This is a genomic window from Streptomyces sp. NPDC006339 (assembly GCF_040612775.1).
GTDB lineage: Bacteria > Actinomycetota > Actinomycetes > Streptomycetales > Streptomycetaceae > Streptomyces.
On record NZ_JBEXQW010000076.1, the window covers coordinates 1 to 26,334 of the forward strand.

The 26,334-nt window shown below is 70.3% G+C and carries 25 protein-coding genes; 14 read left to right on the forward strand and 11 right to left on the reverse strand.

Features of this window, described 5'->3' with window-relative positions; genetic code table 11:
* The first annotated feature begins 141 nt into the window (after window positions 1-141).
* The 8 genes from ABZ135_RS36355 (at window position 142) to ABZ135_RS36390 (ending at window position 8,080) form a co-directional block, all read left to right on the forward strand.
* Window positions 142-1,221: a fatty acid desaturase gene (locus ABZ135_RS36355; RefSeq protein ID WP_356702245.1), complete on the forward strand. Its 1,080-nt coding sequence runs from the start codon at window positions 142-144 to the stop codon at window positions 1,219-1,221.
* Between the two features lie 108 nt (window positions 1,222-1,329).
* A complete protein-coding gene (locus ABZ135_RS36360; RefSeq protein ID WP_356702247.1) occupies window positions 1,330-2,469 on the forward strand; it encodes an inosamine-phosphate amidinotransferase 1 in 1,140 nt (379 codons plus the stop codon).
* A 70-nt stretch (window positions 2,470-2,539) separates the two neighbouring features.
* The gene (locus ABZ135_RS36365) at window positions 2,540-3,820 is read left to right on the forward strand and encodes a hypothetical protein (RefSeq protein WP_356702249.1); all 1,281 of its coding nucleotides are present in this window, start codon (window positions 2,540-2,542) and stop codon (window positions 3,818-3,820) included.
* Window positions 3,817-4,680, forward strand: a complete 864-nt coding sequence (locus ABZ135_RS36370) for a DUF3865 domain-containing protein (RefSeq protein ID WP_356702251.1) — start codon at window positions 3,817-3,819, stop codon at window positions 4,678-4,680. Before ABZ135_RS36365 ends, ABZ135_RS36370 begins: the two co-directional genes overlap by 4 nt.
* Window positions 4,680-5,114, forward strand: coding sequence for a GFA family protein (locus ABZ135_RS36375; protein WP_356702252.1), 435 nt, complete (start codon window positions 4,680-4,682; stop codon window positions 5,112-5,114). Before ABZ135_RS36370 ends, ABZ135_RS36375 begins: the two co-directional genes overlap by 1 nt.
* Window positions 5,115-5,231: 117 nt before the next feature.
* Window positions 5,232-6,101 carry an arginine deiminase family protein gene (locus ABZ135_RS36380; RefSeq protein WP_356702254.1) on the forward strand — a complete coding sequence of 290 codons (870 nt, stop codon included), beginning with the start codon at window positions 5,232-5,234 and terminating at the stop codon, window positions 6,099-6,101.
* 111 nt (window positions 6,102-6,212) lie between these two features.
* Window positions 6,213-7,493, forward strand: coding sequence for a cation:proton antiporter (locus ABZ135_RS36385; protein ID WP_356702256.1), 1,281 nt, complete (start codon window positions 6,213-6,215; stop codon window positions 7,491-7,493).
* Window positions 7,490-8,080: a nitroreductase family protein gene (locus ABZ135_RS36390; protein ID WP_356702258.1), complete on the forward strand. Its 591-nt coding sequence runs from the start codon at window positions 7,490-7,492 to the stop codon at window positions 8,078-8,080. The genes ABZ135_RS36385 and ABZ135_RS36390 overlap by 4 nt, the downstream gene beginning before the upstream one ends.
* 47 nt (window positions 8,081-8,127) lie before the next feature.
* Here ABZ135_RS36390 and ABZ135_RS36395 read toward each other — a convergent pair whose 3' ends face one another.
* The 10 genes from ABZ135_RS36395 to ABZ135_RS36440 all read right to left on the reverse strand — a co-directional run bounded on the left by ABZ135_RS36395 (window position 8,128) and on the right by ABZ135_RS36440 (window position 17,768).
* Complete coding sequence (locus tag ABZ135_RS36395) at window positions 8,128-9,387, reverse strand: transcriptional regulator (RefSeq protein WP_356702260.1); 1,260 nt, start codon at window positions 9,385-9,387, stop codon at window positions 8,128-8,130.
* 56 nt (window positions 9,388-9,443) lie between these two features.
* Entirely contained in the window at window positions 9,444-10,748 is a 1,305-nt protein-coding gene (locus ABZ135_RS36400) for an MFS transporter (RefSeq protein WP_356702261.1), read from the reverse strand.
* 131 nt (window positions 10,749-10,879) lie between these two features.
* Window positions 10,880-11,320, reverse strand: a complete 441-nt coding sequence (locus ABZ135_RS36405) for a DUF6624 domain-containing protein (RefSeq protein ID WP_356702263.1) — start codon at window positions 11,318-11,320, stop codon at window positions 10,880-10,882.
* A gap of 381 nt (window positions 11,321-11,701) precedes the next feature.
* Entirely contained in the window at window positions 11,702-12,298 is a 597-nt protein-coding gene (locus ABZ135_RS36410) for a DNA-binding protein (protein WP_356702265.1), read from the reverse strand.
* Complete coding sequence (locus tag ABZ135_RS36415; protein ID WP_356702266.1) at window positions 12,295-13,236, reverse strand: helix-turn-helix domain-containing protein; 942 nt, start codon at window positions 13,234-13,236, stop codon at window positions 12,295-12,297. The genes ABZ135_RS36410 and ABZ135_RS36415 overlap by 4 nt, the downstream gene beginning before the upstream one ends.
* On the reverse strand, window positions 13,233-15,137 hold the full coding sequence (locus ABZ135_RS36420) for a glycoside hydrolase family 15 protein (RefSeq protein WP_356702268.1): 1,905 nt from the start codon (window positions 15,135-15,137) through the stop codon (window positions 13,233-13,235). Before ABZ135_RS36420 ends, ABZ135_RS36415 begins: the two co-directional genes overlap by 4 nt.
* On the reverse strand, window positions 15,134-15,331 hold the full coding sequence (locus ABZ135_RS36425; protein ID WP_356702270.1) for a DUF5999 family protein: 198 nt from the start codon (window positions 15,329-15,331) through the stop codon (window positions 15,134-15,136). Before ABZ135_RS36425 ends, ABZ135_RS36420 begins: the two co-directional genes overlap by 4 nt.
* A 162-nt stretch (window positions 15,332-15,493) precedes the next feature.
* Window positions 15,494-16,387 carry an endonuclease/exonuclease/phosphatase family protein gene (locus ABZ135_RS36430; RefSeq protein ID WP_356702272.1) on the reverse strand — a complete coding sequence of 298 codons (894 nt, stop codon included), beginning with the start codon at window positions 16,385-16,387 and terminating at the stop codon, window positions 15,494-15,496.
* Window positions 16,388-16,482: 95 nt separating this feature from the next.
* Window positions 16,483-17,025 carry an ATP-binding protein gene (locus ABZ135_RS36435; RefSeq protein ID WP_356702274.1) on the reverse strand — a complete coding sequence of 181 codons (543 nt, stop codon included), beginning with the start codon at window positions 17,023-17,025 and terminating at the stop codon, window positions 16,483-16,485.
* A gap of 194 nt (window positions 17,026-17,219) precedes the next feature.
* Window positions 17,220-17,768, reverse strand: coding sequence for an ATP-binding protein (locus ABZ135_RS36440; protein ID WP_356702275.1), 549 nt, complete (start codon window positions 17,766-17,768; stop codon window positions 17,220-17,222).
* Between the two features lie 219 nt (window positions 17,769-17,987).
* On the opposite strand from ABZ135_RS36440, the gene ABZ135_RS36445 reads away from it, so the two are divergent.
* The 4 genes from ABZ135_RS36445 (at window position 17,988) to ABZ135_RS36460 (ending at window position 22,536) form a co-directional block, all read left to right on the forward strand.
* Window positions 17,988-19,364, forward strand: a complete 1,377-nt coding sequence (locus ABZ135_RS36445; protein WP_356702277.1) for a Tat pathway signal protein — start codon at window positions 17,988-17,990, stop codon at window positions 19,362-19,364.
* 72 nt (window positions 19,365-19,436) lie between these two features.
* A complete protein-coding gene (locus ABZ135_RS36450) occupies window positions 19,437-19,931 on the forward strand; it encodes a TrmO family methyltransferase (RefSeq protein WP_356702279.1) in 495 nt (164 codons plus the stop codon).
* A 398-nt stretch (window positions 19,932-20,329) separates the two neighbouring features.
* Complete coding sequence (locus tag ABZ135_RS36455; protein WP_356702288.1) at window positions 20,330-21,829, forward strand: helix-turn-helix transcriptional regulator; 1,500 nt, start codon at window positions 20,330-20,332, stop codon at window positions 21,827-21,829.
* Window positions 21,826-22,536, forward strand: coding sequence for a haloacid dehalogenase-like hydrolase (locus ABZ135_RS36460; protein ID WP_356702281.1), 711 nt, complete (start codon window positions 21,826-21,828; stop codon window positions 22,534-22,536). The genes ABZ135_RS36455 and ABZ135_RS36460 overlap by 4 nt, the downstream gene beginning before the upstream one ends.
* A gap of 128 nt (window positions 22,537-22,664) precedes the next feature.
* Here ABZ135_RS36460 and ABZ135_RS36465 read toward each other — a convergent pair whose 3' ends face one another.
* Window positions 22,665-23,987 carry a hypothetical protein gene (locus tag ABZ135_RS36465; protein WP_356702283.1) on the reverse strand — a complete coding sequence of 441 codons (1,323 nt, stop codon included), beginning with the start codon at window positions 23,985-23,987 and terminating at the stop codon, window positions 22,665-22,667.
* 781 nt (window positions 23,988-24,768) lie between these two features.
* Here ABZ135_RS36465 and ABZ135_RS36470 point away from each other — a divergent pair.
* Both ABZ135_RS36470 and ABZ135_RS36475 read left to right on the forward strand, forming a co-directional pair.
* A complete protein-coding gene (locus ABZ135_RS36470; protein WP_356702285.1) occupies window positions 24,769-25,074 on the forward strand; it encodes a helix-turn-helix domain-containing protein in 306 nt (101 codons plus the stop codon).
* A 190-nt stretch (window positions 25,075-25,264) separates the two neighbouring features.
* The coding region (locus tag ABZ135_RS36475) for a tyrosine-type recombinase/integrase (protein WP_356702287.1) at window positions 25,265-26,334 on the forward strand (1,070 nt) is incomplete at its 3' end.

Here is a 26,334-nt window from a genome sequence, read left to right on the forward strand (position 1 = left end):
GGACTCGACCTCGGGCTCGTCGGCGACGGTGGCCGGGACGGGCTCGACGGCGACGGGCTCGCCGCGGGCCCCGCCCCACCGCCAGCGGTTCACGGAAGGCCAACGTCCCGTTCCAGTGCAGTGAAGTCCGGAGGAGAGCAGATGGGCAGGCCCAGCCGGTGGTCGGTACGCCGGCGCGAGAAGACACCGAGGCGCAGCCGGTACTCGACTGGTGCATCCGGTCCGGTCCGGAAGGCGCTGGGGCCGGAGCTGATCGGCAAGCTGGAAGACCTGTGCGGCGCCCCGAGTGTCGGCTTGCGGGATGTCGCGTGCGACGTCGGGGCGATCGTCGTGGCGGCGATCGTCGGCTCCCAAGTCGGGCACGTCGTCGGGCCGCTGCTTGCGGTGCTGTACATCGGGGTGCGCCAGCGGCACCTGTCGAACCTGGCGCACGAGTGTGTCCACGCGAAGCTGATGGCCACCGCGCGCGGCAACCGCCTGGTGGGGTACCTGCTGACCGGGATGCTCGGCGAGGGTCTTCGGCCCTACCGGGTCACCCACGGGGTGCACCACGCGCAGCTGGGCAGCGCGGGTGATCCGATGTGGCAGTCGTACCGGGCCGGGCGCCTTCACACGGTCCGGGCGCCGATGAGCCGGGCCGGGTTCGTGCTGAGGGTGATCGTCAAGGCTGCGCTGTGGCGGCTGCCGGCGTCGGCGGTGCGGGTGCTGGTGACCCGCGGTCCTCGGGAGAGCTGGTGGGCGCTGGCCACCCGCGCGGTGCTGTGGGCGGGCATCACCGGCGTGTGCTGGTCCTTCGGCGTCCTTGGCGACCTGCTGCTGTACTGGCTGGTCCCGCTGGTGTTCGTGCGGCCGGTGGTCACCTGGATCACTGACCTGGGAAATCACGCCGGGCTGATCGAGAACCGTGATGACGTGCTGCTGCAGACCCGGGGCTGGTCCTCGCACTGGCTCACCCGGCACCTTCTCGGCGGCCACCTCGACGACATGTTCCACCCGGTGCACCACTGGTGCCCCAAGATCCCCTGGCGGCGCCTGCCGGAGGCCACCGCCCTTGTCTCCGAGCGCCTGGAGCGCTTCGACGAGGTGCCGTGGTGCTCCGGCTACTTCTTCCGCCGCCGCTCCACTCCCGAGATGCCGTGCGTGATCGAGGACATCATCGCCCGCCTCACCTCCCAGTCCGCGTGGCGCGCGGCCGTGGCGGTCGAGCGCGCGGCCGTCTGACCGATCCCTCTCATCCTGTCCACGACCGGGCCCGCCGCAGTGCCGCCCGGGCGGTACCTCCTGCCGTCCGGGCCGTGCCGGCACCCGCCGCCGAGGAGGCGGCCACCCATGATCGAACCCCAGTACCAGCTCGACCCGCCCGCCAAGGGTGTGCACAGCTTTGACGACTTCACCCGGCTGCGCGAGGTCGTCGTCGGCCGCGCCGACCACTACACCACGCACGACGCCGACATCAGCTGGCGGCTGTTCTACTTCGAGAACGTCGCCCCGCACCTGGCCGACGGGCAGCGGACGCTGTCCATTCCGCAGCAGATCGTCGACGAGCTGAACGAGGACGTCGCCGGCTTCGCCGACGCCCTGGCCGGCTGCGGGGTGCGCGTACTGCGCCCCTCCGCCCCCGGCAAGGACGTCGAGGTGTCCTCCCCGTGGTGGAGCAGCGGAGCGACACCGCCGCTGAACGTCCGCGACAACGCGGTCATCCTCGGGGACACGATCGTGGAGACCGCGCCGCACATCCGCGGCCGGATCTTCGAGAACGACCACCTCAAGCCCCACTTCGCCCGCTACTTCGAGCAGGGCGCGAACTGGCTGCCCATGCCGCGCCCCGCGCTCGCCGCCGGCTCCCTGGACACCGCCTACTTCGACCGGCAGAACATCGACGTCACCGCGGCGATGGCCAGCGAGGATGCCCTGCCGATCGACGGCCTGGGGCTGGAGATGGTCTTCGACGGCGCGCAGTGCGTCCGCCTGGGCCGCGACGTGCTCGTCAACGTCGCCAACCACAACCACGAACTCGCCTACCGGTGGCTGGCCCGCAACTTTCCCAGCCTGCGCCTCCACCGGCTGCCGGGGATCGCCGACAACCACGTCGACTCCATCGTCGTCCCGCTGCGCCCGGGCCTGATGCTGCTGCGCGACCCGCACTACCTGCAGTACCTGCCGGAGGCCATGCGCGGCTGGGAGGCGATCTACCCGCCGCCCAGCGCCGTGCCCGAGCAGAACTACGACGAGTTCGGGTTCATGATCCCCACCGCATCCCGGTACATCGACATCAACGTGTTGTCGATCGACGAGAACACCGTGGTCGTCAACTCCCTCTACCCGGAGCTGATCGAGCTGCTGGAGGAGCGCGGGTTCACCGTCGTCCCGGTCCGCCACCGTCACCGGCGCCTGTTCGGTGGCGGGCACCACTGCTTCACCCTCGACACCGTTCGCGACGGCGGACTCGAGGACTACCTCGCGGCCTGAGCGCCGTCCCGCCCCGCTTCAAGCCCGTCCGGCCGCCCGAGCGGCCCGAACCCGAAGGAGTACCCCGCCCATGAGCAGCATCGGAGCGTGGCCCCCGCCCCGCGCGTTCTGGACCGACACCCTGCCCGAGAAGACCGACGGCATGACCCGCCCGCACCTGTTCAAGGGCATCGTCCCCGCCTCGGCAGCGAACGCGGCCGCCGTCCTGGACGGCTTCGCCGCTATCCGCCGCGCCCACGCCGTCGGGCTGGAGATCACCGCGAACGCCCGGGTGTACGTCGGCGAGGAGCACCGCCCGGACCTGGTGGACAAGGTGCTGGCCGCCGACGCCTGGCCGGAGGGCGGCTTCACCGCATGGATGCAGGAGCAGGTCGGCGCCGAGCGGTTCAGCCTGGTCCTCAACACCCTGGAGAGCGTCAGCCCTCCGCTGGCCGCAGGTCTGGGCGAGTTCGTCGGCGCGCTGACGGAGGGCTGGGGCCTCCCGGCCGGCGGCGCCGAGCTGGTCGCCTTCGTCGGCAACTACTCCGGGACCGCGTTCGGCGTCCACGAGGGGTACGAGAACGCGTTCCTCACCCACTACGGGCCCGGCACCAAGGACTTCTACTGCTGGTCGGCCGAGGCGTACCGCAAGCTCACCGGCGGCAGCGACCCGCTGTACGGCGACTACACGTGGCTCCTGGAGCACGGCGAGCACTTCGCCCTAGAGCCCGGCGACGCCCTGTTCCTGCCCGAGCGCGTCTTCCACGTCGGCCGGCAGAGCGAGTTCTCGGTCTCCGTCGCCATCCCCCTCTACACCTTCCCCGACGCCGCGATCGCCCGGGCCTGGATCGCACCGGATCTGCTCGGCGCGCTGCTGGTCAGCGAGCCCGACACCGATGCCGGCAAGCCGTCCCCGATGCAGCCCCTGACCGTCGGCCCCGACGAGCTCGCCCTCCGCCTGACCAAGGTGACCGCCGCCGCGTTCACCACCGCCGCCGAGCAGGCGCAGGCCGCCGCCGAGGCGCACGCCCACCAGCGCTGGCACACCGTCCTCAGCAACGGCGGCTGGCAGCAGACCGACCACGACCTCGCCCGCGACGAGGCCGCCGCCGCGTTCGCCGCCGGCACCCTCGTGCCCGGCACGAGCGTCGCGGTCCGCGCCCCCTACCGACTGATGGTCACCCGCGAGCAGGCGTTCCTCCGCGGCTGCGAGACGGCGGCCGACCCCGCCGTCCTCACCCCCGACCTGGTCGAGCGCCTCAACACCGGCCCGACCGCCCTCCCCGACGACCCGAAGGTGCTCGCCGCGATCCGCACGCTCGGCGCCACCGGCGGCCTGACCATCACCACCACGCCCGAGGAGACCGAGTGACCACGACCGCACCCGCGCCCACGCTCGACACCCTGCGCGGCACCAGCCTCATCGAGGCGTACCTGAGCGCGAACCCGGAGACCCGCAGCTACATCCACGCCACCATCCAGGGCAAGCGCACCAGCGGCGACGACCTTGTCGACAAGCACCTCAAGCCCATGATCGACACGATCTACCGGCAGGTCCGTGCCCTGGTCGACCCCGGCACCCTCACCGTGGCGCAGGCCCGCATGTACATCGCGGAGCTGGCCGTCTTCGCCCGGCACAACGCCCAGTTCCTGCGCCTGGCCGCCGCCCAGGTCTACAGCGCCTGCCCCGCCCTCGGGCACGAGTTCGACCGCAACTTCCTTGAAGAGGGCGGAGAGCCCGGCAAGGTCCCCGCCCACTACATCCTCTACACCCGTGCGCTCCTCGCCGACCTCGGCCTCCTCGTCAACGGCCACGTCCCCGCCGACGAGACCGCCAAGCTGGTCCTCCAGCATCAGGTCCTCGTGAACTCCCACATGACCAGCCTCATCGCCGGCGGCTACTACGCCACCGAAGGCGTCGCCGTCGCCGAGACCGAGATCCTGCGGGACATCACCAACCGGTACGGCAAGCTGACCACTGGCACCAGCGGCGCGGAGCTGCGGAACCTGGACTACTACTACCGGCTCCACCTCGACGAGGAACACGAGGCCGCGCAGGTCAGCGGCATGAGCGTGGAAGAGGCGCACATCGAGGGCCTGGCGCGGTTCATCCGTGAGGGTGACCTCTTCCACCTCGACCTGCCCCAGGCGCTGGAGGGCTTCCTGCAGATCTTCAACGCGATGGCACACTGGTGGACCCAATTGGCCTACCGTGCAAGGGAATTGAACTGATGTCCGAGATTGTCCCTGCCGTCGACTCCGGCTCCGAGGTCCGCTCCGGCGGCTGCCTGTGCCGGAAAGTCCGCTTCACCGTCACCGGTCCGGTGGACGACCCGCACATCTGTAAGTGCGGGCACTGCTCCAAGCGCTCCGGAGCGCCGTTCCAGTGGTGGGCCAGCTTCCCCATGGCAGGGCTGGAGTGGACCGGTGCCGAGCCGACCTGGTTCGACACCTACCCCGGCAAGACCGCCCGCGGCTTCTGCTCCGACTGCGGCAGCCACATCGCCGCCCGCGACCACGGCGACGACAAGATCATCGGCATCCTCGCCACCTCCCTCGATCACCACGACACCGACCCGGCCCTGGTGCCCACCAACCTGAACCGGCTCCCCGAGGCCGCCCCCTGGCTCGCCCAGCCCGACACCCGTCACACGGCGTCCGGCTGACCCCGGACCCCTGCGGGGGCAGGCGCACCTGACAGCGCCCGCCCCCGCAGGCACCCGCCAACGGGCCGTGCTGGCGCCGCCTCCACCCCGCACTCCACCGCCCGCCCCGGAGGACCCGTGCCCACCATCCATGTCGCCACCGAGTACGGAACCCTGCGCCGCGTCGCCATGCGACACGCCGGTGACTTCACCCGCCCTCTGGCCGGCCCCGACGTTCACCCGGTCCTCGCCCGACAGCAGGCCACCAGCACCTGGACCTCCTACGATCCCGCTACTGTCCGCGCCCAGCAGGACCAGCTCATCGGCCTGCTGCGCGATTGCGGCACCGAAGTAGTCCTGCTCCCTCCAGCGCCGGGCTGCTCCGTCCAGCACTACCCCCGCGACATCGCCTTCGCCATCGACCACGTCCTGTTCCGGGCCCGCCTGAACTCCGCGCACCGTCTCCCCGAGACCGACGCCCTCACCGACCCCGTACTCGACGTGCAACTCGCCGACCTCTCGCGCGGCACGATCGAGGGCGGTGACGTCCTGCTCCCCGACACCGGTCGCGTCCTCGTCGGCGTAAGCGAGGAGACCAGCCCCGACGGTGCGGCGGCCCTCCAGGAGGCCCTCGCCCGTCACGGCGTCGACCGCGAGGTCGTCCCCGTGCACTTCGCGGTCAAGGGGATCGTCCACCTCGACGACCACCTCGCCGTGGTCGCGCCCGGCACCGCCCTCATCCACCGCGAGGTGTTCACCACCGACCAGAACCGCTGGTTCGACGCTCACTTCGACGACCTCGTCCCGGTCACCGACGCCGAGGCGCGCGCTGTCCAGGTCAACGTCCTGGCCATCGCTCCCACCACGATCGTGGTCGCGGCTGGCAGTGACCGGATCGCCGCCGCCCTCGCCGCCCGCGGGCTTGAGGTCCTGACCGTCGACTACGGAGAGGTCACCCTCATCCCCGGTTCCCTGCGCTGCACCACCCTGCCCCTGCTGCGCACGTGACCCCCGCTCGCCTTCTCGATGCTGCCCGCGCCCGGCTCGCCTACTCCGGGCTGCCGGGCCGCTCGCGCCACCCTGCCGGCCCCTCGCCGCCGTCCCCGGAGGATCCCTGCGTTGTCCAGTCCCCTTCCCCTCGTCCTCGTCGCCGTGCCCGCGGTGGTGCTGGCCTGCCAGGCCGGCGGCTGGGCCGCCCGCCGCCTTGGTCAGCCGCCCGTCATCGGCGAGATGGCCGTCGGCATCCTCCTCGGCCCCTCCTCCCTCGGCTGGGTCGCCCCCGGCATCCAGCACCTTCTGCTCCCGTCCGAAGTCCTGCCCTACACCTCCGTGCTCGGCACCCTCGCCCTGCTCGTCTTCCTCTTCCTCATCGGCCTCGAACTCGACCTAGGCTCCCTGCGCGCCGCCCGCCGCGCCGTCGCCTCCGTGGCCGCCGGCAGCATCCTGCTGCCCCTCGCGCTCGGCGCCGGCCTCGCGCTCGCGATGTACCCGGCCCTCGCACCCCCCGGCGTGCAACAAGTGCCGTTCGTCCTGTTCATCGCCACCGCGCTGTCCATCACCGCCTTCCCCGTCCTCGCGCGGATCCTCACCGACCGGGGCATGGCCACCACCCGCCTGGGCACCTTCGCCCTCGCGTGCGCCGCCGCCGACGATGCCCTCGCCTGGTGCCTGCTCATCGCCGTCACCTCCCTGGCCACCGCCGGCTCCCCGCTGGACGCTCTCACCGCCCTTGCCCTGACCGCCGCCCTCACCGCTGCGTTCGCCGCGGCGCGCCCCGTCGTGAAGCGGACGCTGGAGCGCGCCGCCCGCACCTCCGACGACCTGGTGACAGTGCTGTTGGTCACCGGGCTGCTCCTGGCCGCGTACGCCACCGACAGGATCGGCGTTCACCCCGCGATCGGCGCGTTCCTGGTCGGCGCGGCCGTACCGCGCGGGGTACCGGCCGTCGAACGCAGCGCTGCTCGCCTCCATGCGGTGATCGTCCCTGTGCTGCTACCGCTGTTCTTCGTCGACATTGGCCTGCACACCGACATCGCAGCCATCCCGGCCGGCCAATGGGGTTGGGCCGCGCTTGTCCTGGCTGTCGCGGTGACGGGCAAGTGGGTCGGCGCCGCCGGAGCGGCCCGGCTCGCCGGCTGCGACTGGCGATGGTCGGCGCTGATGGGCACCTTAATGAACTGCCGCGGGATCACCGAGATCGTCGTCCTCGGTATCGGCCTCCAACTCGGCGTCATTTCCACGAACCTTTTCACGATCATGGTCGTCATGGCCGTCGTCACTACCGCCGCCACCGCGCCCCTGCTCGACCGCCTCACCCGCAACGCCCCAGACCTCACCGCCCCGTCCCATGCCGGCAAGCCGGTCACCGTGCTGCCCGAGAGCCCGGGAGCGGCCCGATGACCACAGTCCCCGCCGCACCGGCCGCTGCGGGCATCGTCGAGACGGCGATCCGCACCCGGCGCAGCACCATCCGCCTCACCGCACCTGCCCCGGGCCCGGACGAACTCCTCGACCTCCTGGCGGCCGCGGCCACCGCGCCCGACCACGGGCAGCTGCGCCCCTGGCGGCTGATCGCGGTCTGCGGCGACGCCCGCGTCCGTCTCGGTGAAGCCGCCGCCGAGGCCGCGCCCACCGCCGACCTGGCCGAGAGGGTCGCCGCCAAGCACCTGCGTGCCCCGCTGATGCTTGCCCTCGTCTTCCAGCCCCGCGACCACCCCACCATCCCGCGCTGGGAACAGCTGGCCGCCACGTCCGCGATGGCCACCACATTGCTGCTGCTCCTCGACGCCCGCGGCTGGGCAGGTGTCTGGTACGGCGGCCCGTACCCGGACGCGCCGCAGGTCCGCAAGCACCTCGGCGTCGGCGACGGCGAGCAACTGCTCGGATACCTGCACATCGGCACCCCTGTCCCCGGCGAGGCACCCCGCCCCCGCGCCGCTGCCGACGTCCGCTCCAAGCTCAGCTGGCTCGGTGACACCGACTGCTGACCCCCTCCGTGATCGACCAGACCGGTTCACCCCCGGGCCGGCCGGGGTCAGAAGGCGTGGAGTGGGCCGCCCCCGGCGGCGTCGGCCAGCCGCCGCGCCAGGCGCCGGCTCTTGAGGTGCTGTGCCGCCGCCTTCGCCTTCGCCAGCAACTCCTCCCACTCCGCTCGGTCACCACGCAGCCGCGCCAGTTCCGCACCGGTGATCAACAGCTCCACGCTGTCGCGCGTACGCTCCGGCGGCAGGTCCATCGCCACCTTCAGAGCCTGCTCGCCCTCTTCGGCCATCCCGGCCATCGCCAGCGCCCACGCGGCCTGCCCCTCCAGGTCCGGGCGGTCCAGCCACGCCAGCCACCTCGGGTCCGACCCGCGCCCGGCACGGTCGAACGCGGCACGCGCCCGCTCCACCGCCGCCCGGCACTGTGCACCGTCACCGTTGTATGCCCACGCCCTCGCCTCCGTCACCGCAACGTAGGCCCGCACCAGCGCCGGGGCGCCAGCCGCCGCGACCACCGCGCTGCGGGCATGGGTCAGCACCTCCCGGCCGTCGCCCCGCACCGCCGCCAGCCGGGCCTGATGAATCCAGCCGCGTGCCAGCCGGCCGCGATCCCCGATCGCCTGTGCTAGCCGCATCGCCTGCAGGTCGTAGCGCTGAGCCAGGCCCGGCAGCTGGTCGTCGTAGGCCATGCTCGCCAGCGCGAGCACCGCGTCGGCGACGCTGCCATACAGCAGCCGGCCCCGCGCGGCGTTGAACCCCCCTTCGAGCAGCGGAACGGCGTGGGCGGCGAGGAAGGCGGCGAACACCGAGCGGAACTGCCCGCCTCCGTGCCGGGTGTCCGTCCTGCCGTACAGGTCGGTGTGCGCGTCCAGGAGCTCGATGTCCGCCATGGTCACCCGCCGCTGGCCATGCCCGGCGATCTTCGTGTCGGGCAGCATGACCAGCGCCTCGACCGCGGAGGGCGTCGCGGTGAACGGCATCCTTCGCACCGCCGCACTCCTGGGCACAGCGTCCATCTGCCACAGCCGGCGCAGCATCCGCACCGCGTGCCTCAGATCGCCGTATTGGAGCGCCTGCTCGGCGACATCCGTGTCCTCAGACGGCCATCCCAGGCTTTCGGGGCTCACCTGACGCTTGCACGCCCGGGTGAGGACGTAGCACGCCGCAGCCGCCAGCTCCGGACTCGGCTGCGCCCCAGCGCACCACCGCGACACCGTGCTCGTGCTCACCGACCGGGGATGGCCGGTGGCCGCGCAATGTTCGCGGATCCTCTTGGCGAAGCCCGACATCGACCACTTGAGCTCATCCAGCACGACCTGCTCGAGGTCCCCGTTCCGCTGTGAGATGCCGGGCACTGATGTCGACCCGTTCATGAGGCTGGGCCCGGGACCTGAGTGACCGTCGTGTTTCCGTCCATGGCGGTCAGGCGGCGGACGGGGGAGCGCCACAGCATCCACGTGGACAGGAGGAGAACGATCACACCGGCGGTCATGACGGTGCGGACGCTGGTAACGGTGGCGAGGGCCCCGGCGGCCAGGGCGGCCAGCGGCTGGGTGCCGGTGGTCAGCCAGAGAGCGGTCTGCTGGACGCGAGCGCGGAGTCGGGGAGGGGTGGTTCGCTGCTGCACGGAGCGCTGTGTGGTGCCCACGCAGGTGGCCGCTGCCCACTGGCCGTATCCGCTGACGACGAGGATGGCGAGCCAGGCGGTGCCGGGGCGGGCGATCAGCGGGGGTATCTGCATCAGCGTGTACACGGTCCACGCGCAGGCGATCACGCGGCCGGTCCCGTAGCGGCGGACGAGACGGGGCGCCGCGAGGGCTCCGCTGAGTCCACCGAGGCTGCCGGCGGCCATGATCACACCGAGGCTGGTCGCTCCGACATGGACGTCGGTCAGCAGGTGGTACGAGAGGAGGGTGGCGGTCAGTCCGGTGCCGATCCCGGTCACGGTCAGGGCCTGGTAGAGAGGGCGGAGTATCGGGTGGGACGCGGAGTGGACGAGGCCCTCGCGGATCTCCCGGATTGCCGGCCGCCGCGCGGTCTGCGCCTGGTCGGGAGAGGGCAGGGCGCGAATGCGGGTCGCGCACCAGGCGGAGGCGAGGTAGGACATGGCGTCGGCGGCGAACGCGCGAGTCGCCCCGATCGTCGCGACGAGGACGGTGCCCAGGGCAGTCCCGGCGGTGCCGGCGATGGTGATCACCGCGGTGAAGCGTGCGTTTGCCCGGTGAAGGTGCTTCGGTTCTGCCAGGAGGGGGACGGCGGCCATCGACGCGGCCGTGTGCAGGGTGGACAGGACGCCCAGGGCCAGGGCGACGGTGTACAGGAGCGGCATCGACAGCCGGTCGAGGAAGGCCGCTGCGGGAATGACGCCCACCAAGGCAGCCGCCGCTAGGTCGGTGGAGAACAGGACGGTCCGCAACGGATACCGGTCCACGACCACGCCTGCGGGCAGAGCGACGACGAGCGCCGGAATCTCCGCGGCGAATGCCAGGAGGGCGACCTGTCCCGGGTCGGCCTCTAGGGAGAGGACGGCGAGGGCCGGCAGGGCGACAGCGTGGACGGCTGAGCCGGCGTAGCCGATGCCCTCGCCGGTCAGCAGGAAGGCGAGGGAGCGCCTGACGGCCCGGCCGCCTACGACCCCGTGGGGACTGGCGTGGATCTGGGGTGCCGCTGTCATAGAAGGCGCTCCGGGAGACAGAGAGGGTGGTCGATGGCAGAGAGGCCGGCGGCCTCCGGGGGCGAGCCCGGCGGGCACGGCTTCGGGTGACGGGCGTCGGGCCGCGCATTAGAGGGGAAGCGGCCCGTCCTTCAAGCTGCGCGGCTGCCGTTCAGGAGCACGGTTGGCGGGTCGGGTAGGAGGTGGCGCCGCTCCAGGGCGGCGCGACGGTCCTGGTGGGGAGGCAGTCCGGCACGGGCCCGGAGCGTGTCGAGAGTCTCGGGGGCGTCCACGGGGCACATCTCGATCTGCCCGTCGTGCAGCCGGTACTGCGTGCCGTACTTCTGCGGCTGGCCGCTTCTCACCAGACACCGGTCGTAGAGGCGGGCCCACTGCGCGGTGGTGGCATCGCCCTGGCGCGTGGCGGCATGGAGCGAACGAAGCAGGGTGATCTGGAAGTTGAGGTCGTCGCAGTTGAGGGCGATCACCACCGCGGCCTCGCACCCAGCGTCTCCGACCAGTGACCGCCCGGGCCAGCGGCCGAGCCGTTCGAGGATCCGGCGCAGCGCCTGAGCGTCCTGAGCGGCAGTCACGGCGTCACCCACGGTGCCACGCTGATGTGCGGGGACTCGCCAGGTCCTTGCGGCGTCGGCCACGCGGCTGACCAGGTCCTCGGCGATGTCGGGATGGGCCGGAGGCCGGGCCGCCTCCGAAGTGCCGGCGGCGGCCGGCGGCGGAGCGGGACGTGCCAAGAGGGTTTTCACGGGGCGTCCTTCGGGGCGATGTGAAGCGTGGGTGATGGGGCGGCGGCCGTACGCGTCCGGTCGGTGCCGGGACCGCCGGCCTGGGCGACCGGTGTGCGGCGGCGGGATCAGCTGCTGCCGTGGCGTTGGCTGTCGCGATCGACGGCTGCCTTCGGCGGACAGCTGATCCGGCGGACCGCCGCGTCGCCCGCGGCGGAGGTGGCTTCCATCTCAGGGGGAAGACCTGAGCGGACTGCGGTTCACTGCCCGAGGCCGTGCTGCCTGCCCCGGCTGCGGGGTGCGGGTGGTGAGAGTTCGGCCGGTGGGCTGGGCGGGCGCATTGTTCCGCCTCGCCGGGCGGGGCGAGCTGGCCGAGGCCGGCGTGGACTTGCTCTCGCCCTGCGGCGCCAGGAGGCCCCAGGCGTGGCCGAGGCCGATCAGGTGCACCGGGTTGGTGGCGCCGGCCGTGGACAGGAGTGCCTCCGTCTTGGCGTGCAGGTCTGCGGGGGCGATTCCTGCGGCGAGGGCGATGTCGGCCCGCCGGGACTTTGTGGCGATGGCCTGAAAGAGCAGCTTCTGGTCCGAGGTGAGCACCGGTGCCGGCCGTCCGGGATCCGGCGCCGTCACCTCGCTGCGGCCCAGCAGGGCGTTGGCGACGACGGCCCGGCTCGCTCGGGGAGGCAGGTCGAGATGCTGGCGGATGTCCTTCAGATACGTGCGGACCGTCGAGGCCGACAGTCCTTCGGCGCTGGCGATCTCCGCAGCGGTGGCGTTGCGCACGAGGTGCTCGGCGACGCGGCGGAGCGAGGGGATCAGTTTCTCGGTCATATGGATTCCAGGTACTGGTCGGCGGGGTCTGCGTTCTTCCGGCGGCGGTTCGGGCCGCCGCGCGGGCGGAAGTCGGTGCCGGCCTCGGCCAGGAGGGCGTGGACAAGGCCGTAGGAGCGGCGAGCGGCCTTGGCGAGGGTGGGGATGGAGGCGCCGGCCTGGTACTGCTCGGCCAGCCACGCGCCGGCGGCCTCGCGATCGGCGCCGTCGGTAAGGCGCCGTTCGGAGGTCAGGCACTCGGGCGGTGGACTCGTGAAGGCCCATCCGTCCTTGGGCTCCAGGCGGGCGAGCAGCTCGGGGTGTGCCTCCAGAAGGGCCAGGGTCGCCAGCCCGAGCCAGGCGATATGCCAGGGCCGGGCCCAGGCGGGGAACGGACCGGGAACAACGGAGAGGAACCGGGCCCGAGCGAGGGCCAGGCTCGGATGCTGCGAGGTCTCACCCGAGAGCTCCCCGCACAAGGTCCGCAGAATGGAGCGCAGTTGGTCCTGTTGTGCATCGAACGCGCGGGGTGTACGGGCCTCGTGCTGGCGCCAGACCAGCAGCGCGTCCGCCGCGGCGGCCACGACCTGCTCGCGGACGAGAACTCGCCCGTGCGGGACAGCCACGGGCGCGCCGCCGCTGCGCAGGGGCGCGAGGGCGCTCGCGGCGACCTGTCGGTCGGGAGAGATGTGGCCTTGGGCGGCGAGCTGCCGGAGGGCCTCGTCGGCGAGCAGATAGTCGATCTCGAAGAGGCGCGCCACCCTCCCGGTCTCGGGCAGGCCGCCCTCCGCTCCGTAAACCCCGGCGCGCACTTCGTCCGCTAGCCAGCGGACAAGTACCTCGACCTGCCAATCGGCCGGCACGAGCGGATCGCGGCGGGCCCGGCGGACGGGCGGGCGGGTGGTGTGCTGGCGCACGGCGGAGTGGCCCGGGCGGTGGTTCTGGCCGAGGCGTGTCATACCGTGGCCGCCTTGGCAGTGAGCCGGCCGTTGCTCGCTCTGCGTGCTGCGGTGACGGCCGAAACGGCCCCGACGATTCCGACGTGGGAGAACGCCTGCGGGGAGTTGCCGAGCTGTCGGCCGGTGTAGGGATCCCACTCCTCGGCGAGGAGACCGAGGTCGCTGCGGATGCCCAGCAGGACGCCCAGGTGGATCTCGGCCTCGTCCACGCGGCCGATCGCGGCGAGCGCGGCGATCAGCCAGGCCAGGCAGATGACGAAGGTGCCCTCGTCGCCCGTGAGCCCGTCGACGCCCGGCTTCTGGCCGTCGGTGCGGTAGCGCAGCAGGAACCCTCCCTGCGTGGACAGCTCGCGCTGAACCGCCTCCACCGTGCCGATCACCCGCTTGTCCTCCGGAGGCAGGAATCCCGAGGTCACGATCTGCAGCAGGGAGGCGTCCAGCTCTGCCGAGCCGTACGACTGGGTGAAGGTGTTGCGCTCCTCGTCGTACCCGCGCTCACAGACCTGCCGGTGGATCGCGTCGCGCAGCTCCCGCCAACGCTCCAGGGGCCCCTCGGCGCGGCCCGCCTCGATGAGCAGGACGGCCCGGTCGACCGCGAGCCACGCCATCACCTTGGAGTGCGTGAAGTGCCGGCGCGGCCCCCGGACCTCCCAGATCCCCTCGTCCGGCAACTCCCACAGCTGCTCCAGGCACGCGACCAGGTCGACGATGAGAGGGGCCACGACCGGCGTGAGCCCGGGATCATGCTCCTGCGCCGCGTACAGGGCGCCGACGATCTCGCCGTACACGTCCAGCTGGAGCTGTCCGGCCGCGCCGTTCCCCGTACGCACGGGGACCGAGCCCTCGAAGCCCGGCAGCCAGCCGAGCTCGGTCTCGCGCATCTCCCTGCCGCCGTCGACCCGGTAGATCGCCTGCATGGTCTCCGGCCGGCCTGCGATCGCCGACTTCAGCCAGCCGACCCATGCCCTGGCTTCCTCCTTGTATCCGCAGGAGAGCAGGGCCTCGACGGTCAGGGCGGAGTCGCGAGGCCAGCAGAACCGGTAGTCCCACTGCCTGTTGCCGCCGATCTCTTCGGGCAGCGACGTCGTCGCCGCGGCCACGAAGGCGCCGGTCGGCTGGTACTGGAGGGCCTTCAGCGCGATCAGTGACCGCTCGACCGCGTCCCAGTGCGGACCCGAGTAGGTGGACTGGCCCGCCCACGCCACCCAGAAGTCCTCGGTGGCCTTCTGCAACCCGGTCGGGGCCGGCGTCGGCGGCGGTTCATCGTGCCCGCGCCGCCACGACAGGACGAAGGCGACTTCCTCGCCTTCCGACACGGTGAACTCGGAAACGATGTCGGGACCGTCCACACAGCACGGGGCCTGCGTGTCGAGCCACAGCCGTCCGTCGCCCTGTTCGGCCAAGGAGAGCCGACCGGACCCATGAACCTGCGGCCTGCCCGGATTCTGGCGGGGGCGCCCGTAACCGGGGCGCGCCCGCAGCGTGGACCGCATCGGCACTCGGCCACTGAGGCCCCGGACGATCCGGACCAGCCGCAGGTCGTCGTCGCCCGTGACCACCATGAAGTCCACGAGCTGGACGGTGCCGTCGGGAGTGATCCAGGACGACTCCAGGACGAGGGTGCCGTCGATGTAGCGCCGCCGGTCAGCCGGCACCCGCGACTGCCCGCTCACCCCAGTGGGGCCGACACGCCAGACACCGTGCTTCTCCGTGCCCAGCAGCGCGGTGAAGTGAGCCGGCGAGTCGAAGCGCGGCCAGCACATCCAGCTGATGCTGCCGTCCCGGTCGACGAGCGCGCCCGAACGCAGATCCGAGACGTAGGCGAGGTCCTCGATGCGCCCGACCCGCTGTACTGGGCGGGCGTCTTCCGCGGAGGTGCGGGGAGAGGGGATGCCGATCACGCCGCCACCACCAGCGGCAGGACGCGGTGCGGGGCGACGACCTTGCCGTCGGGGAGCAGCTCGCCGGTGTCCTCGAAGAGGAGCACCCCGTTGCACAGCAGGCTCCACCCCTGCTCGGGGTGGTGGGCGGTGAGGCGAGCGGCCTCACGGTCGGGGGACACAGCGCTCGGGCACGTCGGTCGGTGTTTGCACATGGAGAGGTCCTTGGAGAAGACGGGAGAGCGGAAGGGACCGCGGACGGGGGAAGAGGAACAGGTAGGAGCCGGGACGACGGTCAGGAAGTCCTCTGCGGGGCAGGAACCGGATCCGCGCGCCGATGGTGCGTCGCCGCCTGGCGGTTCGGAGTGGGGGTGTGGTCAGTTCGCCTTGGCCGTGAGCGAGCCGTGCGGCCGGACAAGCGCCCGGATCTTGTCCGAGTCCAAGGTGAGGAGCACCGGAAGGTGGTCGGAGAGCGCTCCGACGGTGGAGGCGTCGCCGATCTGGACGTCCGTGATGGCGGGGGCGAGTTCATGGCTGACGTAGACGCGGTCAATGCGCCACCGGCCGCCCTGGCGTTCCAGGTCGCCGTGCCCGGTGGTCGGGTCCATGGCCAGCTCCAGGCCCAGCTCGTCGCGGGCGTAGCGGGCCGCGTCCACGAAGCCGGCGGCCCGCAGGAGCCGGTCGGGCCGGTCGTCGGTGTGCCGCGTACCGCTCTCCTCGTACGTGCGGTTCACGTACTGGGCCCGGTCCCGGGACGGGGTGTCGTCTCCGAGCAGGCTTGCCCACAGAGAGGGCGCCGGGCCGGCCCCCGACGGGTAGCTGTTCCAGTCGCCGCCGATGATCGCGAGACACCCCGGCTTGGCGAGCGTCGTGCACCACTCCGCCTCCGACAGGCGCCGGTCGGCCGAGAAGTAGCACAGATGGTGGGACACCAGGGAGATCCGCCGGGGCCCCGGCTCGTCCAGGCAGGTGGCATCCCGGACCGTCAGATTGGCCGGCGGGTGCCACGCGCCGTCCGGGTGCTTGTACTCCTCAGCCACCTCGAGCCAGATGTCGGACCGCATGAAGATCGCGTTGTCGTTCGGCGACGTCGTGGCGGCTGCTGCCGGGTAGCAGCGCATGTTCGTCGCCAGCTCGAACGGGGCCACGTGGCGCGGGAGAATCTCTTGGGCGAGCCACACGTCCGGGCGCAGGGAGGCCACGTACGCGCCGGCCTTCGCCAGGTGCTCGCCCTTCATCACGTTCCAGACAAGCACACGTAATGCAGTCACGAGGAAGACTCCTTCGGTAGCGCGGACAGGGGGACCACGAGCGGGGGACCGGCGACACTCGCGGCACGGTGGGGATAGGCGTTCAAGACCACGAATCAGAGGCTTCTGACACCGGCGAGCACGCGGCCGAGCAGGTACGGGTCCACTCGCTCGGCCCGGGGAACCCTGCGCCCGGACGGCGAAGGGCGGCTCGGGAACTGCTCTCTTTCGACCTCATGGAGGTGGCTCGTGGGGACGAGACTGATCTCCGCCCACACGACCTTTCCGGGCAGATCCCGGGTCGGGTAGTAGCCCCAGTTCCTACTCATCGTCGCGACCAGGAAGATCCCTCGTCCGCTCGTCTCCTCGACTCCGACCTCCTTCAGCAGGGGCGGCCGATCGTCGCGGTCCCATACCGAAACTCTGACCGCTTCGTGGGTCATTTCCAGCAGCAACTCGAAGGTCTGCACCTTGCTATGTGGCGAGAGCAGCGAGACCGGCTCGTCGCCCTCCTCGGGGTGCTGTACAGCATTGGTGGTCAACTCCGAGACGACGAGCTGCACTACCTTCACGATGTCGGAAGGCACGCGCCAGGACGAGAGGACGTCGGCGGTGTGCAGCCGTGCCAAGCCCACGGCATTGGGTGTCGTGGCGAGCATCAGTCTGTTATGCGGGGGTAGTGCCTGGGACACGGTGTGCCTCCCGAATAGCGAGAGGAGCACGGCGTTTGTTCGCTGGCTCTCGCTCGTTTCGTGATGGGGACCAACTGACCCGGGATCGATGCTTGAGCCGCGATGGACCGGCGTGCCTGGGGCCGTTTGTGCTCCTGGTCTTCGGAGCGAGTGCCGGCTGTTCACGACACTGTCCCTTCGCGGGGGACGTCCATCTCCATCCAGACCGTCTTTCCTCGGCCCGCTCCGGGCTGGATCCCCCAGCTCGCGGCCAAGGCGTCGACCAGAACCAGACCGCGGCCCCCCTCACGGTCATCGCTCGCCGGCTGAAGGAGGGGCCATTCGTCCGAAGCGTCTTGGACTTCGACACGGACACGCCCAAGCCGGTAGGAAGCCTTCACGGTGACTTCCCCCACCGGGTGGCTGCGGCTGCCATGTGTCACCGCGTTCGCCATCAGCTCCTGGGCCCCGAGCGCGACGTCGTCCGCGACTGAGGACAATCCGGAGCGGCACATCAACCTGTGCAGCTCTCGGCGAGCGCGGGGCACCGCAGCCGGGTCCGCCGGGAAAACCGAAGCGGCCTGGAACAGGCGTCCGCCACACGACGTCGGCTCAGCGGTGGTTGAGGTGCCTGGCTGTACGGCGACGCCGTGTTCCTGCGGGCGACGGGCGTTTACCACCGTGGCAGCGCCCGGCTGACGGACGCTGACCGTGGGGTCGTGCACGTTCATCAGCTCCCTTTCTCGGCCTCTGCAGGGTCCAATTCCGGTCACCGTCCAAGCTCGTAGGCGTGACGAGGCCGATTCCGTTGCATCGAAAGAGGGTTGGAGGAATATCGTCCTGACGAGGAAACCGTGCTTGCAGGTCCGCGGGTATCCCGGCGGCCTCAGCGAGGCGATGCACGTGATGCAAGATCGTTTCAGGGACAGGGGCGCACACTTGTGAGCCGGATGCGCAACACCAAACTGGACGCTCTCGTCCAGGAACTCGGCTTGTCGCAGCGGCAACTGGCCGCTCGCTTCCGAGTTGTCGCGGCCGAGAATGGCGCCACAGAGCTGCTTCGATGCGATCAGTCGCGCATCGCCCGATGGATCGGAGGCGCGATCCCCGAGGGCCGGGCACCGCATATCTTGGCGGAGACGCTCACCCGTGGCCTTGGCCGTGTCATCACGCTTGCCGGCATCGGGCTGGAGCAGGAAGACCGAGCCGCGCCGCCAGCACCCTGGTGGAGCGTCGATGCCCTCACCACGCTGGCGACCCTCGGGAGCACGGACATGGACATAGAGCGACGCCAGGTGCTGGCGCAGACGGCCTACTCGGTCACGGGCCTGGTGCTCCCCTCCGAGGCCGAATGGCAGCAGGCTGGGGAACGTGCGCGGGCCAGGAAGCCGCTCTCGCAGCGCACCGTCACCCTCGATGACGTCGCCGGCGTCCGCGAGATGACGACGTTCCTCTCCCGCCGGGACCAGGAGCGCGGCGGGCACGGCGTGGGGCGCACCGCGCTCGTCGCCTACCTGCGCACCGACGTCGTCGAGCTTCTCTCCGGCCGGTTCCCCACCGACCATGTACGTCGGGCCATGACCTCTGCAGCAGCTGAACTCGCCTACCTCGCGGGATGGACGTCCTTCGACGCGGGCGAGCATCCGATTGCGCTGCGGTGGCTGACCTTGGCGACCCAGCTTGCTGAGGAGGCCGGCGACGCTCCCCTCGCCGGACACGCGCTGCGGGCCATGGCCCACCAGGCGGTCGACCTGAAGCAGCCGGCGGAGGCCGTCCGCCTGGCAGAGGGCTCCCTCGTCGGCCGCCGCTACCGGGAGGCGTGTTGGCGGGAGAAGGCCCTTCTGGGCGTCGTGCACGCCCGGGCTCTTGCCGCCGCCGGGCACAAGACGCAGGCCGCAGCAGCGCTCCTTCAGGCCGAAAAGGACCTCGGGCGTGCCACCGGCGAAGGCGAGGAACCGGAGCGCGTCTGGTTCTTTGGTGAGGCCAGCCTTGCCCACGAAACTGCCGCCGCGCTGAGGGATCTCGGCGACTTGAAGGGCGCTGAGAGGGAGTTCAAGCGCAGCGTCCGCACCCGTCGGACGCAGTTCAAGCGAACCCACTCCGTGACCTTGGGATACCTCGGCGACGTCCAGGTCCGGCAAGGGCAGCTCGACGCGGCCTGCGCCACCTGGAAGCAGGCGCTCGACGCGATGACCGGGGTGCAGTCCGGCCGTGCACGGGAGACCGTCGTGCAGATGCGCCGGGCTCTGAGCCCGTTCCGAACGCGGGGTGGCAGCCCGGCCGCTGAGCTCGACGCCCAGGCGCGAGCAGTGCTCGCCGACCGCTGACCGGTAGCGTACGGAAGCCCGGATCAGGGAGTGTCCGCCCTCGGACGGCGGCCATGTCAGGAGAGGCAGTACGTGTTCAAGGTCAGCAACTACATCCAGGTTCCGGTGATCGCTACCGTCGTCGGAGGCCAGACCGGTCGCCTCGACGACTACAAGGGTGGCGTCGAATCGGTTATCCGTCTCGTGCCGGAAATCCCCGAGAGTGCCCTCGAAGGGATCGACGAGTTCAGCCACGTCGAGGTGCTCTTCCACTTCCACCTGGGATCGGACAGCGACATCGAGCTCGAACCGCGCAGCCCGCGGGGGAACGCGCAGTGGCCGGCCACCGGCGGACTCGTACACCGGAACCACCGCCGCCCGGCCCGCCTCGGGGTCTCGTACCCCCGGCTGCTGCGAGTCGAGGGCCGGGACCTTCACGTCACGGACCTGGACGCCGATGACGGCACTCCGGTGATCGACCTGGCGCCCGTCTTCCGCGAGATGCTGCCCCGCGGCCCCGTCCGCCAGCCGGAGTGGCCGGCCGACATGCTGCAGAACTACTGGCGGGACGCTGGCGAGCGGCCCTGAAGCGAGATCCGCCTTCGGGGCCCCCTCGCGGCCAGCCGCGCCCGCGACGCGATACGGCAAGGAGAAGCTGCTCCGCCCGCCCCAGCCGTCGCGGTCGCATCCCAGTGGCGCGTGCGCTGCACCGAGATCGTCGTGTAGCCGAAGACACCTGCCACGTGATGCGGACACGGCCCTGTGTCCTCGTCTCATGGGGCATCTCCTTTCTGCAGCAGCGGATCAAAGCGGCCCGGAATCAACAAAGTTCAACGGGGAGTAACGGGTGCAGTGCCATGAGTTTGGAGTCGTGCCGACTGGCAGGGCACCGCTGCAGCGATATCGCTGCAGCGATATCGATCTCCGCCTAGCCTGGTCTCACGGCTGGGGCGAGCTGGATCACGACCAGGGGAGCTGAGGTGGCCATGTCAGAGGCGCCTGGGCGGATGTGCGAGCGGTGTGGGCTGCCGATTAGCCGGTACAACCCGGATACGCGGTGCGCTGCCTGCGCCCGAACCGATGAGACGCCGACGATCCCGGACCGGGCCTGGCGCGACGAGCAAGTGCACAAGGCCCTTGCTGCCTGGGATTTCGGAACTGTCGTACGCCTTGTCCGTCGCAGATCCGGGCTCTCCCAGAAAGCCGTACGCGAGCTGACCGGGCTGACCCAGGGCTACATCTCGGACGTGGAGCGCGGTCTCAAACAGGTCAACGGCCGCGAGGCGATCATCGACCTTCTGACCGGACTTGGGCTTCCCGCCGACCTGCGCCCGCTCCTCCTGACCCCCTTCACGCAGGCTGAATCGCAGCGGCTCAGCGCAGCCATCGACCCGGCCCTGCCATGGACGACGGCTCGTATGGTGACGTCACTGGACGCAGCCGTCGGAGGAGCCATGACCGGATTGAACCGCCGCAGTGTGATCGCCCTGGGTGGGGCCGGCCTCACGCAGTACATCCTGCAAGCAGCCATCGCGCCTCCTGAGGCCGTGGCCTCCACCGCCCGGAACGGAATCAGCGTCTCCGAGCAGCTCCTCGCCAGCCTGCAGTCGACCACCGACGCTCTACGCCAGGCCGATGCCAACCACGGCAGCGGCAACCTCGCCCGAGCCGCCACGGCGCACCTCAAGGTCCTCCTCCGGCTCCTGAAGGAAGGGGACTTCACCGAGGCGACCGGCCGACGCCTCGCGGCAGTGGCCGCGGACACCGCGATCCAGACCGGCTGGTACCACTTCGACAGCGGCGCCCACGACGTCGCCCGCAACCTTCTCCTCGGAGCCCTGCGCGCTGCCCATGCCAGCGGCGACAGCAGACTGCGTGCCGGGGCGCTGTCCTTCATCGCCATCCACGGCTACTCCGCCGGCGACCCCCGCGACGCGATCACCGCCGCACGCACCGCCCGCCAGGTCATCGCCGACCAAGACGTGCCGGCCCTGCACGCCATGCTCCTCACTCGCCAGGCCCGCGGGCACGCCCGTCTGCGCGAGGAACGCCAGGCCCGCATCGCCCTGGAGGAGGCCCAGGCCCTGTGTGCCCGGGGACGCGGCGAGGACGACCCTCATTGGCTCTATTGGATCAACCCCGGCGAGATCATGGGGCAGACAGGCAGCTGCTTGCTCGATCTGGGTTGCCCCGACCAGGCCGCCCAGGCATTCGCTGACGCCCGCAACGCCTTCAGCCCGGATGAGATCCGCACCCGCGCCCAGTTCCTCTCCCGCGCCGCCACCGCCCAGATGCGCGCCGGCGACATCGACGCCGGTTCCGCGACCGGACACGAAGTCCTTGCTCTCGTCGACGGAGTCCGCTCCGCACGTTTGGACGACAATCTGGGCGCGATGCTCGCCGAAGCCCGCCGCTACTCCTCGGTGGCTCCCGCCCGAGACCTTCTGGAACGCGGTCAGGCCGTCATGAGCGAGCGTGTCGCATGATCTTGGTCTTGTGGGACATCGACCGCACCCTCGTCTACACCGGTGACATCGACCGGCGCGTGTACCGAGAGACCTTCACCAGCGTCGTCGGCCGTCCCCCGACCGCTCTGCCGGCCCGCGGCACCGGAGTCACCATGCCCCTGGCAGTCCGCGAGCTCCTGCGCGTCAACCGCGTTCCCGAGAAGAGCGTTGAGACGCTGGCGGACCGCATCGTCGCCGAGCTCCCCGACCGTCTGGCCGGCCACCGGAAACTGCTGGCCACCGAGGGGATCATCATGCCCGGAGCCATGGACGCGTTGGCCGCGGTTCAGCAGGCGGAGCACCTGATCCCGACCGTCGTCACGGGAAACCTGCGAGGCAGCGCCGAGACCAAGCTGTCCGAGCTGGGCCTCATCGGCTACCTCGACACCGATATCGGAGGCTACGCGTCCGACGATCCCCACCGCCCGGCTCTCGTCCGCATCGCCCAAGACCGGGCAGCCACGAAGCACGGGGCCCAGTTCAATCGCGACAACACCGTGATCGTGGGCGACTCGTTGGAAGACGTACGCACCGGCCTGGAAGGCGGTGCCAAGGTCATCGCGGTCGCCTCAGGAACCACCACCGAACGGCAACTGCGTGCCGCTGGAGCAGAACACGTGCTCCCGGACCTCACCTCCACCGCCGCCCTCCTCAGCCTCATCGACCAGGTCGTCTCGGCTTCTTAGAGGAGGCCGGGGCGCCATCGCGGGCGTCCCACGGCCTCGGCATGGACGCTTTTCGCGACCTCGCAGCAATAGCGACGGGAGCGTCGCTTGCGAGGCGGAGCTCCACGTCGTCTCACCTCCTCGGCCGCTTACAGCGTCCACAGCGCGGAGACCCGGCGCGATGTCGACGAGTCGGCCAGCAGCGATGTCAGGCCCTGGGGAACACCGAGTTTCCCCAGGGCCCAGTCGAGCGCACCAGCTTCGGCGTCACACATTCTGGCGATCAGGCTGGTTTGTTCAGGTACCAGGATTCGCCGGGGGATCACGATCGTCTCCCGGACCCGGTCGAGGGGGAGCCCTCGTCGGAAGCCCTGCGCGCCGGGGCGGAGCGCGTCCTCGTCGGGCGGAAGCGGCAGGCGCCGGCGGGCCGCGTTCGAGACGATGATTCCGGCGACGTGGACGTACTCCGCCAGGAGGGGCGCCAATAGGTCCGCGAGTGCATCGGTCTTGGCGGCGAGCGACATCCCGGCGAAGGGCGTCGGGAAGTGGAAGAGACCGCTGTGGTCCTCCACCCAGATCCACACTGTGCCTGCTCCCGCCGTCTTGGCGCACTTGCCGCGCACCTTGCCCAGGAGCCTCCTGCCCTGGTCGCTCTCCACTGCGTCCCCGGTCAGAGTGGTGCCCTGGGGAGCCGCGCCACTGTGGACGGTTAGCCGCCTCCCGGCGTTGCTGAGGACATCGACCGCGGCCCCCGAGGCAGCGCACTGTTGGGCGGCCTCCTCGGTCCGCTTCTTCCATGTCTCGAAGGCGTCGCCGTTGAGGAGTTCGGGGAGGTCGCCTTCCCAGTAGATGTCACGACCCCTGTCTAGGGTGAAGAGGTGAGCCCGACTGTTCTGGCGGAACCTCTCGTAGTCCTGGAGCTTCTGGTCCTCGGCGAGGGTGACGACCTCGATGAAGACGGGGCCGATACGGACGTCGCCGGGACCGCCGTTGGTTTTCGCCGGCTCCAGCTCGACCGGGAGTCCTCGGGCCGCCCCCATGAGCGCGAGCCGGGCCTGTGTCTGGGAGTGCAGGAACCGGGACAGGGTGACGTCGCGGCGTGCATCCCGCTTGACTGAGGCGATGCCAGGCACCCCAGCTTCCTCCAGATAGGCGTACGCGGCCCACCATCGCACCGCCTCCACCCATGCTCCCGGCGCGGCTCCGTTCATGATCTGAAGTACCGGGGCGGCTCGGCCTAGGCCGACGAACGTGTCGCTGGCCCGGCCCGGGGCGAGGAAGGGAGCCACGGCCTTGGGCAGCCAGCGGCTGTCGAAGAACGCGGTAAGGCCGGCCACCGCGCGTGCGGTCACCTCGTGACCCGCAGGGGAGAGATAGTCGGCGCCCTCCGGACACCCGAACCACGCCTCCCAGTCGATCACCTGGCGGCCCTGGTCGATCGCCCGCCATATCTCTTCGTCGCGAGGGTGCATGCCGCGATCATGGCGCATCCGCAGGCAAGGACGTGGAGATTTTCCCGAGCGTCCGGTGCATCCTCCCGGGCCGCCCTGGACCTTCCTCGTCCGATCGACACCACGGCAATAGCAGAAGCAGCGGCCCAGATCTCGCGACGGCGACCCCTCCCATACTTATTTGCGGGCAGCCCTCATCGAATTCCAGACGGGGTGGTAGCGGGCATTCGCTCACGGCAGACGAGAAGCAACGGCGAAAGACTGGAACCTCGGCCGGGACCATGTCAACGTACAACGACCCGGGCAAACGCCAAGTCAGGCGAAGAATTGCTCGAAGAACAGGGAGGGAGGGGGTGCAATCCCAGTCGTGCGTGATTGGCGCGCTGAAAGGTTCCCTTCCCAGGAGTCCGGATAAGTATCTGGGTGATTATGGCGCAGTCTCTACTGAACTGTGCGTCCGCGCCTGCGTGGCTGTTCTCTTTGGTGAGGACGTCCTGCAACGAAGCTATCGTCGCGACCGCGCCGTCCGCCGCCTACTAGGTGGCCGTCTGCGGACGCTCGTTGCAGACGGAATCTCGCCGGCCCTGCGCTCCTACCGATTGGCTTCCTGACGGAAGCTCACCCGAGCTGATGCAAGCTCCTCAGCGCGGGGCGCGCAACATAGCCGACGATCGCCGGTTAGCCAAACCGGCGATCGTCAGGACGATTCAGGTGTTCGCATTCGACTGCGCTTGGCGGTGGAGTCGTACTGGACGCGGGCTGCTTGGGCCCGTTCTCTTTCGTCCCTCAGAGGAAGCTCTCTATGTCCACACGATCGCTGTTCGTCCCCTCGGCTGTGCCTGGTCCCACCAGCGCTGAAGGCGGCTGCTTTCTGAACGTAAAGGATGCTGCCGCGTACCTCGGCATATCACCGCACACGCTTTATGTCTGGAGGCATCGGCGGCAGGGGCCGCCCAGCTTCCGCATGGGTCCTCGTGGTCGCGTCATGTATCGGCGGACGGCCCTTGACGACTGGATCCACGAGCAGGAACGCGCAGACTCTCGCTCCAACCCTGCCTTGAACCCCCTGAGTGCGCCTCCGCAGCGACGTACGAACCCCGCTGCTTGACACACCGAACGATGACGGGTGCCGTTCGCATCCCTGAGAGGAAACCAGTCTGTCCGGCTATATCGAGGATCGTTGGATCAAGAAGAAGAAGGACCCGGTCACCGGGAGAAGGGAGAAGACCGCCCGCTACGGCAAGGGCAAGCGGTACAAGGTCGCCGGCATACCTGGGGTGCGAGACCGATCCTTTGACGTGCTGGAGGACGCCAAGGCGTGGCTTCGACGGGCAGCGACGGACGAGGAGCGAGGCGAGTTTGTAGACCCGCGCGACGGGTCCATCACGCTGGCCGACTACATCGCGACGCACTGGGCACCAGGGCGAGGCGGCGCTCCGAAAACCCAGGACAGTCAGGAGCGTAGGTGGCGTCTCCATATCGTCCCGCACCTGGGCCAGCTTCCGCTCAGGAGCATCGCCGCAACGGATCTGCGCGCGTTCGTAACCAAACTGGAGTCGACAGTTTCGTCCGTCGACTACCAGCGCGGCATCCTGTCCGAGCTTTCCTCCATCCTGGAAGCGGCCGTCGACGACAAGCGCCTCGCGCGCAACCCTATGCATGCGAAATCCGTGCGGTGGCCCAAGTCGCCACGGGAGCGGCGCGACGCGTGGCTGATGGACACGGCACTGCGAGTCCGCGATGCCATCAGCGAGCGGAACAGGATCGCCGTCGTAGTCGGCCTGGGGTGCGGACTCCGCCAGGGGGAGGTCTTCGGGCTCAGTCCCGAGGACATCGACTACGGGCGCGGCCTGCTGCACGTTCGGCGCCAAGTACAGGCGATTCACGGAAGGCTGTACTTCGCCTTGCCGAAGGGGAAGAAGATCCGCACGGTGGATCTGCCCCCTTCGGTAGCCGAGGAACTCAAGCGTCACATCGAAGCGTTCCCGCCGGTAGAAGTGGAGCTGCCGTGGGGGAAGCCGGAAGGGGAGAGGAAGAAGTTCTCCCTGCTGCTCACCACGCGCTTCGGCAACGCTGTCGCGGTGAACACATGGAACACCTACACCTGGAAGCCCGCCTTGGCCAAGGCGGGCGTCATCCCGCCGCGGGCCGAGGGGGCGAAAGCCTGGCAGTGGGCGGCGGCCCCGAAGGACGGCTTCCATGTCCTTCGGCACACCTACGCCTCGATCATGTTGGAAGCCGGAGAGTCCGTCGTGACCCTGGCTCGGTGGCTCGGACACTCCTCGCCTGCGATCACTCTCGGTTACTATGCTCACTTCATGCCGGAGGCCGGCAGCAAGGGACGCGGCACCATCGACGGTCTGCTTGG